At 68.4% G+C, this 17,170-nt stretch carries 12 protein-coding genes (1 of these 12 only partly in view); 5 read left to right on the forward strand and 7 right to left on the reverse strand.

Features of this window, described 5'->3' with window-relative positions; all coding sequences use genetic code 11:
* Window positions 1-1,179, reverse strand: the 5' portion of a protein-coding gene (gene prpR / locus KZ686_RS11940) for a propionate catabolism operon regulatory protein PrpR (protein WP_265632477.1). It extends 783 nt beyond the left edge of the window; 1,179 of the gene's 1,962 nt are visible here — the first part of the coding sequence; it begins with the start codon at window positions 1,177-1,179; its stop codon lies off the left edge, out of view.
* A 347-nt stretch (window positions 1,180-1,526) separates the two neighbouring features.
* Here prpR and prpB point away from each other — a divergent pair, with 347 nt between their 5' ends.
* From prpB to prpF, 4 genes are all read left to right on the forward strand, one after another.
* Window positions 1,527-2,435: a methylisocitrate lyase gene (gene prpB / locus KZ686_RS11945; protein ID WP_043438308.1), complete on the forward strand. Its 909-nt coding sequence runs from the start codon at window positions 1,527-1,529 to the stop codon at window positions 2,433-2,435.
* Window positions 2,436-2,463: 28 nt separating this feature from the next.
* The gene (gene prpC / locus KZ686_RS11950) at window positions 2,464-3,624 is read left to right on the forward strand and encodes a bifunctional 2-methylcitrate synthase/citrate synthase (protein WP_265632479.1); all 1,161 of its coding nucleotides are present in this window, start codon (window positions 2,464-2,466) and stop codon (window positions 3,622-3,624) included.
* Window positions 3,625-3,739: 115 nt separating this feature from the next.
* Window positions 3,740-6,361, forward strand: coding sequence for a Fe/S-dependent 2-methylisocitrate dehydratase AcnD (acnD, locus tag KZ686_RS11955; RefSeq protein ID WP_265632480.1), 2,622 nt, complete (start codon window positions 3,740-3,742; stop codon window positions 6,359-6,361).
* Between the two features lie 41 nt (window positions 6,362-6,402).
* Window positions 6,403-7,602, forward strand: coding sequence for a 2-methylaconitate cis-trans isomerase PrpF (gene prpF / locus KZ686_RS11960; RefSeq protein ID WP_265632481.1), 1,200 nt, complete (start codon window positions 6,403-6,405; stop codon window positions 7,600-7,602).
* Between the two features lie 177 nt (window positions 7,603-7,779).
* Here the strand turns inward: prpF and KZ686_RS11965 are convergent, their stop codons facing one another.
* Window positions 7,780-8,247: a PaaI family thioesterase gene (locus tag KZ686_RS11965; protein WP_265632482.1), complete on the reverse strand. Its 468-nt coding sequence runs from the start codon at window positions 8,245-8,247 to the stop codon at window positions 7,780-7,782.
* A gap of 314 nt (window positions 8,248-8,561) precedes the next feature.
* On the opposite strand from KZ686_RS11965, the gene KZ686_RS11970 reads away from it, so the two are divergent.
* Complete coding sequence (locus KZ686_RS11970) at window positions 8,562-8,822, forward strand: DUF1289 domain-containing protein (RefSeq protein ID WP_149318966.1); 261 nt, start codon at window positions 8,562-8,564, stop codon at window positions 8,820-8,822.
* Window positions 8,823-9,105: 283 nt separating this feature from the next.
* Here KZ686_RS11970 and KZ686_RS11975 read toward each other — a convergent pair whose 3' ends face one another.
* From KZ686_RS11975 to tadA, 5 genes are all read right to left on the reverse strand, one after another.
* Window positions 9,106-11,595 carry a penicillin acylase family protein gene (locus KZ686_RS11975; protein WP_265632483.1) on the reverse strand — a complete coding sequence of 830 codons (2,490 nt, stop codon included), beginning with the start codon at window positions 11,593-11,595 and terminating at the stop codon, window positions 9,106-9,108.
* Window positions 11,596-11,703: 108 nt separating this feature from the next.
* The gene (locus tag KZ686_RS11980) at window positions 11,704-13,137 is read right to left on the reverse strand and encodes an aldehyde dehydrogenase family protein (RefSeq protein ID WP_149318967.1); all 1,434 of its coding nucleotides are present in this window, start codon (window positions 13,135-13,137) and stop codon (window positions 11,704-11,706) included.
* A gap of 318 nt (window positions 13,138-13,455) precedes the next feature.
* Window positions 13,456-15,078, reverse strand: a complete 1,623-nt coding sequence (locus KZ686_RS11985; RefSeq protein ID WP_149318968.1) for an ABC-F family ATPase — start codon at window positions 15,076-15,078, stop codon at window positions 13,456-13,458.
* Window positions 15,079-15,412: 334 nt separating this feature from the next.
* Window positions 15,413-16,354 (reverse strand): muramoyltetrapeptide carboxypeptidase, encoded by a 942-nt coding sequence (ldcA, locus tag KZ686_RS11990; protein WP_265632484.1) that lies wholly within the window; start codon window positions 16,352-16,354, stop codon window positions 15,413-15,415.
* The gene (gene tadA, locus KZ686_RS11995) at window positions 16,351-17,049 is read right to left on the reverse strand and encodes a tRNA adenosine(34) deaminase TadA (RefSeq protein WP_407648488.1); all 699 of its coding nucleotides are present in this window, start codon (window positions 17,047-17,049) and stop codon (window positions 16,351-16,353) included. Before tadA ends, ldcA begins: the two co-directional genes overlap by 4 nt.
* Window positions 17,050-17,170: the final 121 nt, after the last annotated feature.

Here is a 17,170-nt window from a genome sequence, read left to right on the forward strand (position 1 = left end):
CTCGGGAAACGCCGCGCAATTGATCGCCACGAACGGAAACGCGCGGCGCGGACTGGCATCGTGCATGCCCTGCGCCAGCACCTCCTTGCCGGTGCCGCTCTCGCCGCTGATCAGCACGGTGGAATCTACGGCCGCATAGCGCCGCGCCAGTTCGCGCAGCTGGCGCATTGCCGGCGATTCCCCCGCAAGATCGTCGAGCCGATAGCGGACCCCGGTCGTGCGCGCGCCGGCGCGCCGGCGCAGATGACGGTCGACCCGCTGGATCGCATTGGCATCCTGAATCGTCAACACCGCGCCCGCGGGACTGCCTTCCATCAGAATCGGAATCCGGTTGACCACCACCATGCGGTCGTCCAGCTTGTGGATCGCCTCGAGTTCCTTGGCGCCGGTCCGCATCACGCTGTCGAGCGACAGATCGGGAGCCAGGCCCTGCAGCTTGCGGCCGACTGCATCGGCGGCTGGCGTGCCGAGGAAGCGCTCCATCGCCGGATTGAACGACTGGATCCGCCCGTCGGCATCGACTGCCGCGACGCCCTCGTTCAGATGCGCCAGGATCGTATTGACGTATTCGCGCCGGCTCGACTCGATGCGCCGCAGCCGCGCCGCCTCGATCGCGTCCTCGAGCGCGAGCTTGACCGACTGCCCCGAGTACAGGAACACCCCCGTCAGCCCGAGCCGATCCGCGAGTTCCGTCACGAGCCCGGGTCCGACCACGACCTCGATGCCCTCCTGCCGCAGCGCCTTGACGCGCACCGTGGCGTCGTCCTCGGTCAAATACGTATACGACGGAATCGGCAGGCCGAACTCCCTCGCAAACTCGTCGACTTCGGGATACGTGGCGGCGTGGGTCACCAGCGCGACCCGCGGCGAGATGCGCCGCGCGGTAGCGAGCGCGCTGAGCACGTCGAACCCCGTTACCTTGACCAGCGTGACCGGCACGTCCACATGCTGGCGCAGATAGGCGCCGTTCGAGCCGGCCGCGACCACCGCATCGAGCCGCCCTTCCCTGGCCTCCCGGGCGATCGCACTGGCGGCCGCCTCGTAGCCCTTGCCGACGAGCCGAAAGTCCGCCTGGGCGGCATAGGAAGGAATCAGATCGGCGAAGGCACGCGACAGCCGGCTGATGCCGACCGCCCAGATGCGAGGCCGGCCAGGAGGAATCGGGGTAGCGGGAGTCATGGATCGAAGGAAAATGGCGAACGCCGCAAGCCACGGCCAACGCGAAACAAGGCGGCGAACGCTGCAAACCGCAGTCAGCGGACGAACAAAACCGGCCACAATAGGACGTTGACGCCAGCACGTTACGCGCCGCCGCTGCATTCTGCGCCCACCGGCGCTGCATTTCAAGTCACGGATATGGAATTCAAACTTGAAATGCAACTCAAGCGTCGGACACGCCACCTGATGCGGCGAAAACACCCGCTAGCCCTTGTCCGGACTGGCCAAATCACGCCGCTCCGCAACCCGCCACGCCGTTGGCACGCCGCTTGCGCTCTGCCGGCATTCCGCTCACCCAGGACGCCATCATGACCCTGACCTCCCAAGACCTGGCCCGCTCGGCCGGCGCCCGTTTCCGCCAGGCCCTGGCCGACGAGCAGCCGCTGCAGGTCGTCGGCACCATCAACGCCAACCACGCCCTGCTGGCCAAGCGCGCCGGCTACCGCGCGATCTACCTGTCCGGCGGCGGCGTCGCGGCCGGCTCGCTGGGCCTGCCCGATCTCGGCATCTCGAACCTCGACGACGTGCTGACCGACATCCGCCGCATCACCGATGTCTGCGACGTGCCGCTGCTGGTCGACGTCGACACCGGCTTCGGCGCCTCGGCCTTCAACGTGGCGCGCACCACGCGCTCGCTGATCAAGTTCGGCGCCGCGGCAATGCACATCGAGGACCAGGTCGGCGCCAAGCGCTGCGGCCACCGGCCGAACAAGGAGATCGTCTCGCAGGACGAGATGGTCGACCGCATCAAGGCCGCGGTCGACGCGCGCACCGACGAGCATTTCGTCATCATGGCGCGCACCGACGCGCTGGCGGTCGAGGGCCTGGACAAGGCGATCGAACGCGCGGTGGCCTGCGTCGAGGCCGGCGCCGATGCGATCTTCCCCGAGGCGATGACCGACCTGTCGATGTACCGCAAGTTCGTCGACGCGGTGAAGGTCCCCGTGCTGGCCAACATCACCGAGTTCGGCGCCACGCCGCTGTTCACGCGCGACGAGCTGGCCGGCGCCGGCGTCGCGATGATCCTCTACCCGCTGTCGGCGTTCCGCGCGATGAACAAGGCCGCCGAGAACGTCTACGCGGCGATCCGCCGCGACGGCACCCAGCAGAACGTGCTGGACACCATGCAGACGCGCGCCGAGCTCTACGAGAGCATCGGCTACCATGCATACGAACAGAAGCTGGATGCGCTGTTCGCGCAAGCCAAGGCCAAGTAATCAGAACAGAGCGAAGCAAGGAGACGACATGTCCGAAGCCACTCCGGCGCAAGCCACCCCGAAGCCCAAGAAATCCGTCGCGCTGTCCGGCGTCGTCGCCGGCAATACCGCGCTGTGTACGGTCGGCCGCAGCGGCAACGACCTGCACTATCGCGGCTACGACATCCTCGACGTTGCCGAGACCTGCGAATTCGAAGAGATCGCCTATCTGCTGGTGCACGGCAAGCTGCCGACCCAGGCCGAGCTGAACGGCTACAAGGCCAAGCTGCGCGCGCTGCGCGGCCTGCCCGCCAACGTCAAGGCCGCGCTGGAATGGGTTCCGGCCTCGGCCCATCCGATGGACGTGATGCGCACCGGCGTGTCGGTGCTCGGCACGGTGCTGCCCGAGAAGGAAGACCACAATCTGCCGGGCGCGCGCGACATCGCCGACCGCCTGATGGCCTCGCTCGGTTCGATGCTGCTGTACTGGTACCACTACAGCCACAACGGCCGGCGCATCGAGGTCGAGACCGACGACGATTCGATCGGCGGCCACTTCCTGCATCTGCTGCACGGCCGCAGGCCCAGCGAGCTGTGGGAGCGCGCGATGCACACCTCGCTGAACCTGTACGCCGAGCACGAATTCAACGCGTCGACCTTCACCGGCCGCGTGATCGCCGGCACGGGCTCCGACATCTATTCGGCGATCTGCGGCGCGATCGGCGCGCTGCGCGGCCCGAAGCACGGCGGCGCCAACGAGGTCGCGTTCGAGATCCAGAAGCGCTACGACACGCCCGACGAGGCCCAGGCCGACATCACCCGCCGCGTCGAGAACAAGGAAGTCGTGATCGGCTTCGGCCATCCGGTCTACACGACCGGCGATCCGCGCAACCAGGTGATCAAGGAAGTCGCGCGCCGCCTGTCGAAGGACGCCGGCTCGATGAAGATGTTCGACATCGCCGAGCGCCTGGAGACCACGATGTGGGACATCAAGAAGATGTTCCCCAATCTCGACTGGTTCAGCGCCGTCAGCTACCACATGATGGGCGTGCCGACCGCGATGTTCACGCCGCTGTTCGTGATCGCGCGGACCTCCGGCTGGGCCGCGCACATCATCGAGCAACGCATCGACAACAAGATCATCCGCCCGAGCGCCAACTACATCGGCCCGGACAACCTGAAGTTCGTGCCGATCGAGAAGCGCCGCTGATGCGGCAGATCCGGGCGGGAGCGGCCGCGCCACGCGTTCCGCTTCCGCCCGCAGTCCGCATGTCCCCACGACACACCACGGCGCGCCGAGCACGACCCGTATTGATCCCCTCCCCATGAATACTGCCTACCGCAAACCGCTGCCCGGCACGGGCCTGGACTATTTCGACGCACGCGCCGCGGTCGATGCAATCCAGCCCGGCGCCTATGACAAGCTGCCCTACACCTCGCGCGTGCTCGCCGAAAACCTGGTGCGCCGCTGCGACCCGTCGCTGCTGAACGCGGCGCTGACCCAGCTGATCGAACGCAAGCGCGAGCTGGACTTCCCGTGGTTCCCTGCGCGCGTGGTCTGCCACGACATCCTCGGCCAGACCGCGCTGGTGGACCTCGCCGGCCTGCGCGATGCGATCGCCGACCAGGGCGGCGATCCGGCCCAGGTCAATCCGGTGGTGCCGGTCCAGCTGATCGTCGACCATTCGCTGGCGGTCGAGCACGGCGGTTTCGACAAGGATGCCTTCGCCAAGAACCGCGCGATCGAGGAGCGCCGCAACGAGGATCGCTTCCACTTCATCGAGTGGACCCGCAAGGCGTTCAAGAACGTCGACGTGATCCCGCCGGGCAACGGCATCATGCATCAGATCAATCTGGAGCGGATGTCGCCGGTGATCCATGCCGTCGACGGCGTCGCCTACCCCGACACGCTGGTCGGCACCGACAGCCATACGCCCCATGTCGACGCGCTGGGCGTGATCGCCATCGGCGTGGGCGGCCTCGAGGCCGAGAACGTGATGCTGGGCCGCGCGTCGTGGATGCGGCTGCCGGACATCGTCGGCGTCGAGCTGCGCGGCAAGCCGCAGCCGGGCATCACCGCGACCGACATCGTGCTGGCGCTGACCGAATTCCTGCGCAGCCAGCGCGTGGTGGGCGCCTATCTCGAATTCCGCGGCGAAGGCGCGGCCAGCCTGACGCTGGGCGATCGCGCGACCATCTCCAACATGGCCCCCGAATACGGCGCCACCGCGGCGATGTTCTTCATCGACGGCCAGACCATCGACTATCTGCGCCTGACCGGCCGCAGCGACGAGCAGGTGCGTCTGGTCGAGACCTACGCGAAGACGGCGGGGCTGTGGGCCGATACGCTGGAGGACGCCGAATACGAGCGCGTGCTCGAGTTCGACCTGTCGACCGTGGTCCGCAACATGGCCGGCCCGTCGAACCCGCACAAGCGCCTGCCGACCACCGCGCTGGCCGAACGGGGCATCGCCGGCCAATGGCAGGAAGTGCCGGGACAGATGCCGGACGGCGCCGTGATCATCGCCGCCATCACCAGCTGCACCAACACCAGCAATCCGCGCAACGTGATCGCCGCCGGCCTGCTGGCGCGCAACGCCAACGCGCGCGGCCTGACGCGCAAGCCCTGGGTCAAGTCCTCGCTCGCGCCGGGCTCCAAGGTGGTGCAGCTGTATCTGGAGGAAGCCGGACTGCTGCCCGAGCTCGAACGGCTGGGCTTCGGCATCGTCGCGTTCGCCTGCACCACCTGCAACGGCATGTCGGGCGCGCTCGATCCGGCGATCCAGCAGGAGATCGTCGAGCGCGACCTGTATGCGACCGCGGTGCTGTCGGGCAACCGCAATTTCGACGGCCGCATCCATCCCTACGCGAAGCAGGCCTTCCTGGCCTCGCCGCCGCTGGTGGTCGCCTACGCGATCGCCGGCACCATCCGCTTCGACATCGAGCGCGACGTGCTGGGCCACGACGCGAACGGCCAGCCGGTGACGCTGAAGGACATCTGGCCGAGCGACGAGGAGATCGACGCGATCGTCGCGCAAAGCGTCAAGCCCGAGCAGTTCCGCAAGGTCTACGAGCCGATGTTCGCCGTACAGGCTGCCAACGCCGAGACCATCAGCCCGCTGTACGACTGGCGGCCGCAGAGCACCTATATCCGCCGCCCGCCGTACTGGGAAGGCGCGCTGGCCGGGGAGCGCACGCTCAAGGGCCTGCGTCCGCTGGCCGTGCTCGGCGACAACATCACCACCGACCATCTGTCGCCGTCCAACGCGATCCTGCCCGACAGCGCCGCCGGCGAATACCTGGCGAAGATGGGCCTGCCCGAGGAAGACTTCAATTCGTACGCGACCCACCGCGGCGACCACCTGACCGCGCAGCGCGCCACCTTCGCCAACCCGACCCTGGTCAATGAAATGGCGGTGGTCGACGGCAAGGTCAGGAAGGGTTCGCTGGCGCGCATCGAGCCGGAGGGCAAGGTCGTGCGCATGTGGGAAGCGATCGAGACCTACATGGAGCGCAAGCAGCCGCTGATCATCATCGCCGGCGCCGACTACGGCCAGGGCTCGTCGCGCGACTGGGCAGCCAAGGGCGTGCGGCTGGCCGGCGTGGAGGCGATCGTCGCCGAAGGCTTCGAGCGGATCCACCGCACCAATCTGATCGGCATGGGCGTGCTGCCTCTGGAGTTCAAGCCGGGCACCAACCGCCTGACGCTGCAGATCGACGGCACCGAGACCTTCGACGTGATCGGCGAGCGCAAGCCGCGCGCGGACCTGACGCTGGTGATCCACCGCAGGAACGGCGAGCGCATCGAGACCGCGGTGACCTGCCGGCTCGATACCGCCGAGGAAGTGTCGATCTACGAAGCCGGCGGCGTGCTGCAGCGCTTCGCGCAGGACTTCCTCGATTCGACCAAGGCGGCGCGGGCGGCCTCGGCCGCATCGGCCGCATGAACCGGGCGCGGCGCTCCACCCTGAATCAGCACGAGGCATCCATGGTTTCCCTTCCCCAGATCCGCATCCCCGCCACCTATATGCGTGGCGGCACCAGCAAGGGCGTGTTCTTCCGCCTGCAGGACCTGCCCGAGGCGGCGCAGTCGCCGGGCCCCGCCCGCGATGCGCTGCTGATGCGCGTGATCGGCAGCCCCGACCCGTACGGCAAGCAGATCGACGGCATGGGCGCGGCGACGTCGAGCACCAGCAAGACGGTGATCGTGTCGCGCAGCAGCCGGCCCGACCACGACGTCGACTATCTGTTCGGCCAGGTCGCGATCGACCAGCCCTTCGTCGACTGGAGCGGCAACTGCGGCAACCTGTCCGCCGCGGTGGGCCCGTTCGCGATCTCCGCCGGGCTGATCGATCCGGCGCGCATCCCGCGCGAGGGCGTCGCCACCGTGCGCATCTGGCAGGCCAATATCGGCAAGACGATCGTCTCGCATGTGCCGATCGTCGACGGCATGGTCAAGGAGACCGGCGACTTCGAGCTGGACGGCGTGACCTTCCCCGCCGCCGAGATCATGCTCGAGTTCATGGACCCGGCGGCCGAGGAGGAAGGCGGCGGCGGCGCGATGTTCCCGACCGGCAACCTGGTCGACGACCTCGAAGTGCCCGGCGTCGGCACGCTGCAGGCGACGATGATCAATGCCGGCATTCCGACCATCTTCGTCAACGCCGACGCGATCGGCTACACCGGCACCGAGCTGCAGGAGGCGATCAATGGCGATCCCAAGGCGCTGGCGATGTTCGAGACCATCCGCGCCTACGGGGCCGTGCGCATGGGCCTGATCCAGAACGTGGACGAGGCCGCGCGGCGCCAGCACACGCCCAAGGTGGCTTTCGTCGCCCCGCCGGCCAGCTATACCGCGTCGAGCGGCAAGCCGGTGCGCGCCGAAGACATCGACCTGCTGGTGCGCGCGCTGTCGATGGGCAAGCTGCACCATGCGATGATGGGCACGGCGGCGGTGGCGATCGGCACCGCGGCGGCCATTCCCGGCACCCTGGTCAATCTCGCTGCCGGCGGCGGCAAACGCCAGGCCGTGCGCTTCGGCCATCCGTCCGGCACGCTGCGCGTCGGCGCCGAGGCCGAGCAGGTGGACGGCGAATGGGTAGTGAAGAAGGCCATCATGAGCCGCAGCGCCCGGATCCTGATGGAAGGCTGGGTGCGGGTGCCGGGCGACTGGAACCCGGTTGCCTGATGGCAGGGATGCCGGGCCGCTTGTCGGCCCGGCATGTCATGGCGGTGGGCGGGAAATCTGGCGGTTAATTGCGTTTCAATGCAATGTCCAACGGGACGACGGTCACCGCACAGCGGCGGACAGTCCCGTCTCGGCCCGTTTCGGCACGTCTCGGCAGCGCCCGGGCCTCCCTGGCCCTCAACCAAACAACACGCTATTCATCAGCGCCTTCGCCACCACGGTGCCCGCCTCCGGCTGTTCGGCATAGACCGTGATCTCCGTGGCGATCTGCCGCTGGCCGCGGCGCACCACCGTCGCCACGGCGCGCAGCGCGGCCGCCTCGGCCGGCGCCACATACTGGATCGACAGCGCGCTGGTCGCGCCGCCGCGCACCTTGTCCGGGTCCGCGCCGGACGCCGCCGCCGCGCCGGCGATATCGATCAGCGTCGCTATCACGCCCCCGTGCACCGTCTTGCCAACCGTGACATTGCCGGGGCTGAACGGCAGCACCAGCTCGACATGCTCGGGCGCCAGCACGTCGAGCGCGACGCCGAGCGTGCGGGCCACCGGCGAGCCGATCAGGATTTCCTCGACCATCGCGCGAACGCGGGGCGCGACCTCGGCATAGGTGCCGGTAGCAGACAGTGGGGTCAGAGAAGACATCATGCGGGCTCCTGAGAGGGAATCGTGGGTGCGTCGTGGTGAGTCCATGATGGCAGCCGGCGCCGCCGACGCTCAATTACCCGGCAGGTAATCCGATCGACGACGCGGCAGCCGACGCCAGTAGACGACGCCAGTAGACGACGCCAGTAGCCGACGCCGGTAGCCGACACCGGTGGACAACGCCGGTGGACAACGCCGGTGGACGATGCAGTGGTCGACGCGCTGAGCGGAAAATATTGCCGATCGGCGCCACACCGCGCCGCGGCACCGCCCGACCCCGCCGCTTATAATGGCCGCCTTTGCCACACCCAGCCGCCATGCCGCAAACCCGTCCCGATTCCGCGCCAGACCCGCTCGCCCTGCCCGACTCCGCCGAGACCACCGACGACAGCCTGTTCGACCGTCCCGACAGCCCCTGCGTCGGCATCTGCTCGACGCTGTTCGACGAGGTCTGCCAGGGTTGCGGCCGCACCGCGATGGAGGTCAGCAACTGGGTCTTCATGAGCGACGCGGAAAAGCAGGCGGTGTGGGAACGCATCACGCGCGAAGCCAGCGCGCGCCGTTTCCAGCGCGACTAGGGCTCCCCTCTGGCCCCTCTGGCCCCTCTGGCCCCTCTGGCCCCTCTGGCCCCTCTGGCCCCTCTGGCCCCTCTGGCCGCTCTGGCGCCTCTGGCCCCTCTGGCCGCTCTGGCGCCTCTGGCCCCTCGGCCCCTCTGGCCGCTCTGGCGCCTCTGGCCCCTCTGGCCGCTCTGGCGCCTCTGGCCCCTCTGATCCGGAGAGCCTTGATCCAGAGCGCCCTGATCAGCAGAGCGCCCTGATCAGCAGAGTCCACTGATCCGCAGAGCCTTGGTCCGACAAGCCCTCACCGGCTTGCCCCGCTCGTCCGGCCGCCATCGCGCGCCGCGGGCGTCAGCACCAGCGTCTCGAACGCCTTCGCCCCCGCCGGATGCCCGGCCCCCTGGATCGTCACGTACTCGCCGCGCGCCCATTGCTCGGTCCAGTCGCGATAGTGCGGCGACAACACGTTGCCTGATTGCCCCGTCGGCGTGATGAAGCGCGAGGCCGACAGATCGGCCAGGTCGTAGATCGCCCGCACACTGGCGCCATGCACGTTCTCGAACGGCGCCTGTTCGTCGCCCAGGTTGTGGCGGCCGGCATTGACGGTATAGGTGTCGCCGCCGGTCGGCACCTTGACGTTGAAGAACCCGGCAAGCGACGGCACCTTGGCGAACGGCCGGTGTTCGGCGCGGGCGGCATGGGCCTGGCCCCAGCGCCAGCGCCGCGGATCGTCGCCGTAGCGCTGCTGCAGATCGGCGATGGCCCGTATCCACGCGGCGCCCATCGCGTCGTTGCAGTCCTCGGGCGCCGGCGTCTTCGGATCGTCGCACCAGAAACGCCCCAGGCCGCGGGAGCTGCGCAGCACGTTCAGCATCGCCTGTTGCACATTGCGCTGCTCCCACATGCGTGCGAACACGCCATCGCCGACCTTGCCCTCGAACATGCCGCGCGACAGCTCGCGCAGCCAGGCGGTGGCGACCAGCGGCTCCGCGCGGTCCGCCGACATCGTGCCGTCCCAGCGCGCCAGCGCGGCGAACAGCTCACGCTCGCGCGCCGGACGCGTTTCGTCGGCGGCAATCGACGCACCGAGCAGCAGCGGCAAGGCGTCCTTGACCGCCAGCGACAGCTCGTCCTTCTGGATCGCCGCGAACGTATCGAGCGTGTGCTGCCGCCGCGCGCCAAGCAAGGCCCGGATGCGGTCGTGCCGATACGGCACGGTCCATTCGCTGGTCAGGAAGTACGGATAGTCGTCCGGCACGATCTTCTGGTTCGCGGTCACCACCATGCCGCCGGGCGGATTGAAGCTGCGCGGCAGCCGTTCGAACGGAATGAAGCCGTTCCAGTCGTAGCGCGCGTCCCAGCCGGGCGCCGGAGCCAGCCCCTTCAGATCGTTGGCGGCGTGGCGCAGCGGCACGCGGCCCGCCGCGATGAAGCCGATGTTGCCGTCGACATCGGCATAGACCGCGCTCTGCTGCGGCGTATGGAAGTCGCGCAGCGCCTCTGTGAAACTGGTCCAGTCGTGCGCGCGGTTCAGCTTCAGGCCGGCCTGCACGGTGCGGTCGTCCGGCCGCAGCGCGACCCATTGGAATGCCACCACATACTGGGCGCCCAGCGGCGCGACGGCGGCCGCGAGCGGGTCGGCGACATCGGAGATCACCGCCCCGTGGCGGGTCGAGCGGACCCGGATCGTCACGTCGGGCTGGTCCTTGACGCGGATGGTCTCCTCGCGCACCGCGAAATCGGCCCAGCCGTTCGGCGTCTGGTACTGCTCGGGCCGGCCGGGACGAAGCCGCTCGATATACAGGTCCTGCAGATCCGGCGCGGTATTGGTAAAGCCCCAGGCGATGCGCGGCGTATGGCCGATCACGACCACCGGCATGCCCGGCAAGGTGGCGCCGGTCACGTCCAGCCCCGGCGCGCGCAGCGTGGCGAAGTACCACAGCGCCGGCGCCTGCAGGCCCAGATGCAGATCGTTGGCCAGCAGCGGCTTGCCCGAGCGCGTATGGGCGCCCGATACGACCCAGTTGTTCGATCCCATGCCTTCGACCAGCCCCCGCGGCGCCGCGGCCTCGACGCTGGCCATCGCCGTGGTCAGCGGGGCCAGCTGGCGGTACAGCGCGGGATAGTCGGTGGTGCGCAGCGGCTGCTCGCCCGGATACGGCGCCAGCAGCTCGTTGATGCGCGACAGCGGCAGCGTCTGCGCCAGCCGCATGCGCAGCACCTCGCGGCTCCAGTTGGCGCTCAGGTCCCAGGCCATCATGGTCTGCCAGGCCAGCGTATCGGCCGGCTCCCAGCGTTCGGGCACGGTGCGCAGGATCGCGAATTCGGGCGGCAACGGGCCCTGGTGGCTGTCGATGCCGGCATTGACGCCGTCGGCATAGGCCTGCAGCGCGGCGCGCGTCTCGGGCGTGCTGGCGGCGAAGGCGGCCTCGGCATTGCGGCGCACGCCGATGGTGCGCAGGAAGCGATCGGTCGGCAGCGCGCTCGGTCCGAGGATTTCGGCCAGCCGGCCGGAGGCGATGCGCTTGTTCATCTGCATCTGCCAGAGCCGGTCCTGCGCATGGACGAAGCCCAGCCCAAAATACGCATCGAGCGGATCGCCGGCCTCGATGCGCGGAATCGCATGGCGGTCGCGCACGATGGTGACGCGCCCGTGCAAACCCGCCAGCGCGACGGTGCCCGCCACCGTCGGCTGCGACGCCTGCCGATACCAGGCATAGCCGCCGATGGCCGCGGCCAGCGCCAGCCCCGCCAGGATCACCGTCAGCCATGCCAGCCGCTTGAGCCAATGCATCGCCTTCCCCTCCCCCGTCCAACCGTTCGTTGCGGTGTCGTGTCGTTGTCGATTATCGCCGACGTAAAAATGCCCGGACAGGCCGGGCATCTTCCAATCGGTCGGCGCTCAGGCCGCGGGCTTCTTCAGCTGCAGCGCCTTGTACTCGAGGAACTCCTCCAGGCCGTACTTGCCGGCCTCGCGTCCATTGCCCGACTGCTTGTAGCCGCCGAACGGCGCCATCATGTTGAAGGGGCCGCCATTGATATCGACCTGGCCGGTACGAATGCGGCGCGCCACGCGAATCGCGCGCGCCTCGTCGCCCGACCACACGCCGCCGCCCAGGCCGTAGACGCTGTCGTTGGCGATGCGCACCGCGTCTTCCTCGGTGTCGTAGCAGATGATCGACAGCACCGGGCCGAAGATCTCTTCCTGCGCGACGGTGGCCTTGGGATCGACGTTGCCCAGCACGGTCGGCTGCACGAAGAAGCCCTTGTCCAGGCCGGCCGGCGGCTCGGTACCGCCCGCCACCAGTTCGGCGCCCTCGTTGAGCCCGCGCTGGATGTACCCCGTCACGCGGTCCTTCTGCGCAGCCGAGATCAGCGGTCCCAGCTTGGTGGTCTCCTGCAGCGGATCGCCGACGGTGAAGCCCGCCACCACCTTCCTGACGATCTCCTTGACCTCGTCATAACGGGCGCGCGGCACCAGCATCCGCGTATGCGCCGAGCAGGTCTGGCCGGAGTTCAGGAAGCAGGCATTGATGGTGCCCTTGACCGCGGCCGGCAGGTCGGCATCGTCCAGGATCACCGAGGCGGACTTGCCGCCCAGCTCCAGCGCGACGCGCTTGACGGTCTGCGCGGCCAGTTCGGAGACGCGCTTGCCGGCGCGGGTCGAGCCGGTGAACGACACCATGTCGACCTCGCGGTGGCTGGCCAGCACCTCGCCGACCACCGGACCATAGCCCGTCACCAGGTTGAACACGCCCGGCGGCAGTCCTGCGGCCTCGATCACCTCGGCCAGCACGAAGGCGTTCAGCGGCGCCACCTCGGACGGCTTGAGCACCACCGTGCAGCCCGCCGCCAGCGCGGGCGCAACCTTCAGCGTGATCTGGTTCAGCGGGTAGTTCCACGGCGTGATGGCGGCGACCACGCCGACCGGTTCGCGCACCACCAGCGAATTGCCGACCTCTTCCTCGAAGGTGAAGGACTCGACCAGCTTGGCCGCCTGGCTCCAGTTGAAGACCGGGCCGCCGACCTGGATCGCGCGGGCCAGCTTGATCGGCATGCCCACCTCGGCGGCGATCAGCTGCGCCAGCTCCTCGGTGCGCGCCTTCAGGCCCTCGGCGATCTTGCGGATATAGTCGGCGCGCTGCTGCGGCGGCGTGGCGGCCCAGCCGTCGAAGGCGGCGCGGGCCGCCTGGATGGCGTCCTCGGCGTCGCGGGCATGGCCCTCGGGAATCCGACCCATCACCTCCTCGGTGGTGGAATGGATGACGTCGATCTGGCCGGTGCCGTGCGGGGCGACCCATTTGCCATTGATAAAGAGTTTGTCTCGCTGTTGCATAGCCACAATTCCTCGGTGAGCCGTCAGGCGTGAAACCCTTCGGCGTTTCCAACCTGATTCAGGTGTTTCAGGGCGTTTGCCGTTGTTATCAATCTTTTCTGTGCCGACATTGTAGAGCCGATTTTGTCCGGCGATATCGCTTCGCCGCCCGGCACACGGCCGCCGCTCGCCAATATCCCGCCGATAATCGCGCGCGGTACCGCTCGCCGGCATGAAAAAAGGCCGCAACGCGTCGATGCGTTGCGGCCTTCTTGCGGCCTTTCGTTCGCCAGCCTGCCCGCGGTGGCGGGCGGTGAGCAGCAGGCGTGACAGAAACCGTCAGCCGGCGATACCCTGCGACTCCAGATATTCGTCGTAGGTGCCCAGATAATCGGTCACCGTGCCGTCGGTGCGGATTTCGATGATCCGCGTGGCCAGCGCGCTGACGAATTCGCGGTCGTGCGAGACGAAGATCAGCGTGCCGGTGAACTTGTCGAGCGCGATCTGCAGCGACTCAATCGATTCCATGTCCATGTGGTTGGTCGGCTCGTCCAGCGCCAGCACATTATGGCGGCCCAGCATCAGCTTGCCCCAGATCATGCGGCCCTTCTCGCCGCCGGACAGCACCTTGACGGACTTCTTGATGTCGTCGGCCGAGAACAGCAGCCGGCCCAGCGTGCCGCGCAGCGACTGGTCGTCGTCGCCGGCCTGCGTCCACTGGGTCATCCAGTCCATCAGGTTGGTCTCTTCCGGGAACTCCTCGTAGGTGTCCTGGGGCATGTAGCCGACGTTGGCGTTCTCGGCCCACTTGACGGTGCCGTGATCGACCTCGATGCCGCGCTGCACGCCCGTCTGCACCGCGCCGTCCAGCAGGCAGCGCAGCAGCGTGGTCTTGCCCGCGCCGTTCTCGCCGATGATGGCGACACGCTCGCCGGCCTGGATCGACAGCGACAGGTTGTTCAGGATCTGGCGGTCGTAGGCCTTGCTGATGTTCTCGGCGGTCACCGCCAGGTTGTGCAGCTTCTTCTCGAACTCGAAGCGGATGAACGGGTTCTGGCGCGACGACGGCTTGATGTCCTCGACCTTGATCTTGTCGATCTGCTTCAGGCGCGAGGTGGCCTGGCGGGCCTTGGACTTGTTGGCCGAGAAGCGGCGCACGAAGTCCTGCAGTTCGGTGATCCGCTCCTTGGCGCGCGCGTTGGCGGCCATCTGGCGCTCGCGGGCCTGCATCGACGCTTCCATGTAGTCGTCGTAGTTGCCCGGGTAGACCTTCAGCGTGCCGTAGTCCATGTCGGCCATGTGCGTACAGACCGAGTTCAGGAAGTGGCGATCGTGCGAAATGATGATCATGGTGGAATTGCGCTCGTTGAGCACATGTTCCAGCCAGCGGATCGTGTTGATGTCCAGGTTGTTGGTCGGCTCGTCCAGCAGCAGCACGTCCGGATTCGAGAACAGCGCCTGCGCCAGCAGCACGCGCAGCTTCCAGCCCGGCGCGATATTGCTCATCGTGCCCTGATGCTGGTCGGTCGGGATGCCCACCCCCAGCAGCAGCTCGCCGGCGCGCGCCTCGGCGGTGTAGCCGTCGTACTCGGCGTACTTGGCCTCGAGCTCCGCGGCCTTCATGTAGTCTTCGTCGGTCGCTTCCGGGTTCGCGTAGATCGCGTCGCGCTCCTGCGCCGCCGCCCACATCTCGGTATGGCCCATCATCACCACGTCGAGCACGCGCATGTCCTCATAGGCGAACTGGTCCTGGCGCAGCTTGCCCAGGCGCACGCCCGGTTCCAGCATCACGTTGCCGGCGCTCGGCTCCAGGTCGCCGCCGAGGATCTTCATGAAGGTGGACTTGCCGCAGCCGTTCGCGCCGATCAGGCCGTAGCGGTTGCCCTCGCCGAACTTGACCGAGATATTCTCGAACAAGGGCTTGGGGCCGAACTGCATGGTGATGTTTGCGGTAGATAGCACGTCGAAGAACCTTTTGGAATGCGGTGTAGCGGTGATGGCGGCCGGTGAAGGGGCCCGGTGGACGCGACAGATCGGCGAAGCCGCCGAAGGCGTGCCGCATGGCGCGGCGGGCTGGGCCAACGGAGCGACCGTGGCACGTGGCCGGACAGGCCTGAGCCCTTCACCTCGCGAAGAATCGGAGATTTTACCATTCCTGGCGCAATCGGGCGCGAGGATGGCGGCGGGTAGGGATGCCGGCCTGCGATCGGATCCTGCGGTGGGATCCTGCGGCGGGTCCTTCAATCGGATGCTGCGATCCGGGCCGGGCCCTCAGCGGGGCGCCCACACCGCGCGCTCAGGCCGCCCCGGCAAGCAGCGGATGCCCCGACATCGTCAGCGTGAAACCGTCCGCCGAGGCGCGCAGCACACCTTGCCCGCCCACCGGCAGTGTCAGCTTGCGCGTGCAGTGGCCGAACGGCAGCCCGGTGACGATCGGCACCGGCAGGCGCTCGCGCAGATAGGCCACCACGGCCGGCAGATCGTAGCCGTTGTCATAGTCGCTGACGCGGTAGCTGGAGAAGTCGCCCAGCAGGATCGCGCGCTGGGCGCCCAGCACGCCGGCCTGCTCGAGCTGCAGCAGCATGCGCTCGACGCGGTAAGGCGGCTCGTTGACGTCCTCGAGGAACAGGATGCCGCCGTCGACCTGCGGCAGGTACGGCGTGCCCAACAGGCTGCACAGCATCGCCAGATTGCCGCCCCACAGCGTGCCCGCCACCTCGCCAGAGAACGGCTGGCCGCCTTCCTGCGGCGCGTCGATGTCGACGGTATAGGACGAGGCGCGCAGCAGCCCTTCGAAATGCCGCCACATATAGGGGTCCACCGGCTCGGCGCCGAAGTCGGCCAGCAGCATCGGGCCGGCCAGGCTGATGCCGCCCGCCCTGGCCAGGTACGCCAGCTGGAAGGCCGTGAAATCGCTGTGGCCGACGATCGGCGTGGCCGCGCGGCGGGCCTGCCCGGCGATGCGGTCGAAGTCGATGCGCGGCAGCAGACGGGCCATGCCGTAGCCGCCGCGCACCGCCAGCGTCAGCGCGCCTGGCGCGCCCATGCCGATGCCATGCAGGTCGGCCAGCCGCTCGTCGTCGGTGCCGCCGAAGCGCTGATGGCGGCGGTCCAGCACTTCCGGGTTGGCAACGTGGTAGCCGTGCGCCCGCAGCCAGTCGCAACCGCGGGTGGCGACGGCCATGTCGTGCGGATAGCCGGAGGGAGCGATCAGGCGGACTTCGATGGGCGCGTTCATGCGTCGGTCTTTCCCTGCGAATCGGATGACGGTTCGGCGCCGGGCGCGGCGCTGGGCTCAGCGCTGATGAACTCGGTGCTGGTGGGCTCGATGCTGGTGGGCTCGATGCTGGGCTCGGCGCCGGGGCCAACGCCACGCTCGATGCCCAGCGGCGCGGTGGCACGGTCCGCCTTCTGCGCGCGTCGCCGCGCCCGGAAGAAGTCGCGCAGCAGCTGGCCGCATTCGTCGGCCAGCACGCCGCCGCGTATCGTGGTCTGGTGATTGAGCCGCGCCTCGGCGAACAGGTCCAGCACGCTGCCGGCGGCGCCGGTCTTGGGATCGGTCGCGCCGAATACCACGTGGCGCAGCCGCGCGTGCAGCATCGCCCCGCTGCACATCGCGCACGGTTCCAGCGTCACGTACAGCTCGCACTCGGGCATGCGGTAGTTGCCGACCACCTGCGCGGCCGCGCGCAGCGCCTGCATTTCGGCATGCGCCGACGGATCGCGCGAGCGGATCGGCAGATTGTGGCCGCGCGCGATGATCGCGTCGTTCCAGACCACCACCGCGCCCACCGGCACCTCGCCCGCGGCTTCCGCCAACCGGGCCTCCTCCAGCGCGGCGCGCATGAAGCGCTGGTCGCGCTCGTCGGCCTGCGGTCCTTCGAAGGGCGGCGTGGCGGCGGCGGTGGACGATGGCGGCGGCGTGTCGGTCATCGGCGCGTCGGTGGTGAATTTGGTGGTGAGTTGAGGCAGCGGGTCGGCGTTGAATCGGCGTTGAATCGGCGTTGATTTGGTGCTGACTGGCGGCAAGTTTGCGGAGAGTTTGCGCCAATCA

The organism is Cupriavidus cauae (assembly GCF_026210475.1).
Lineage (GTDB): Bacteria > Pseudomonadota > Gammaproteobacteria > Burkholderiales > Burkholderiaceae > Cupriavidus > Cupriavidus cauae.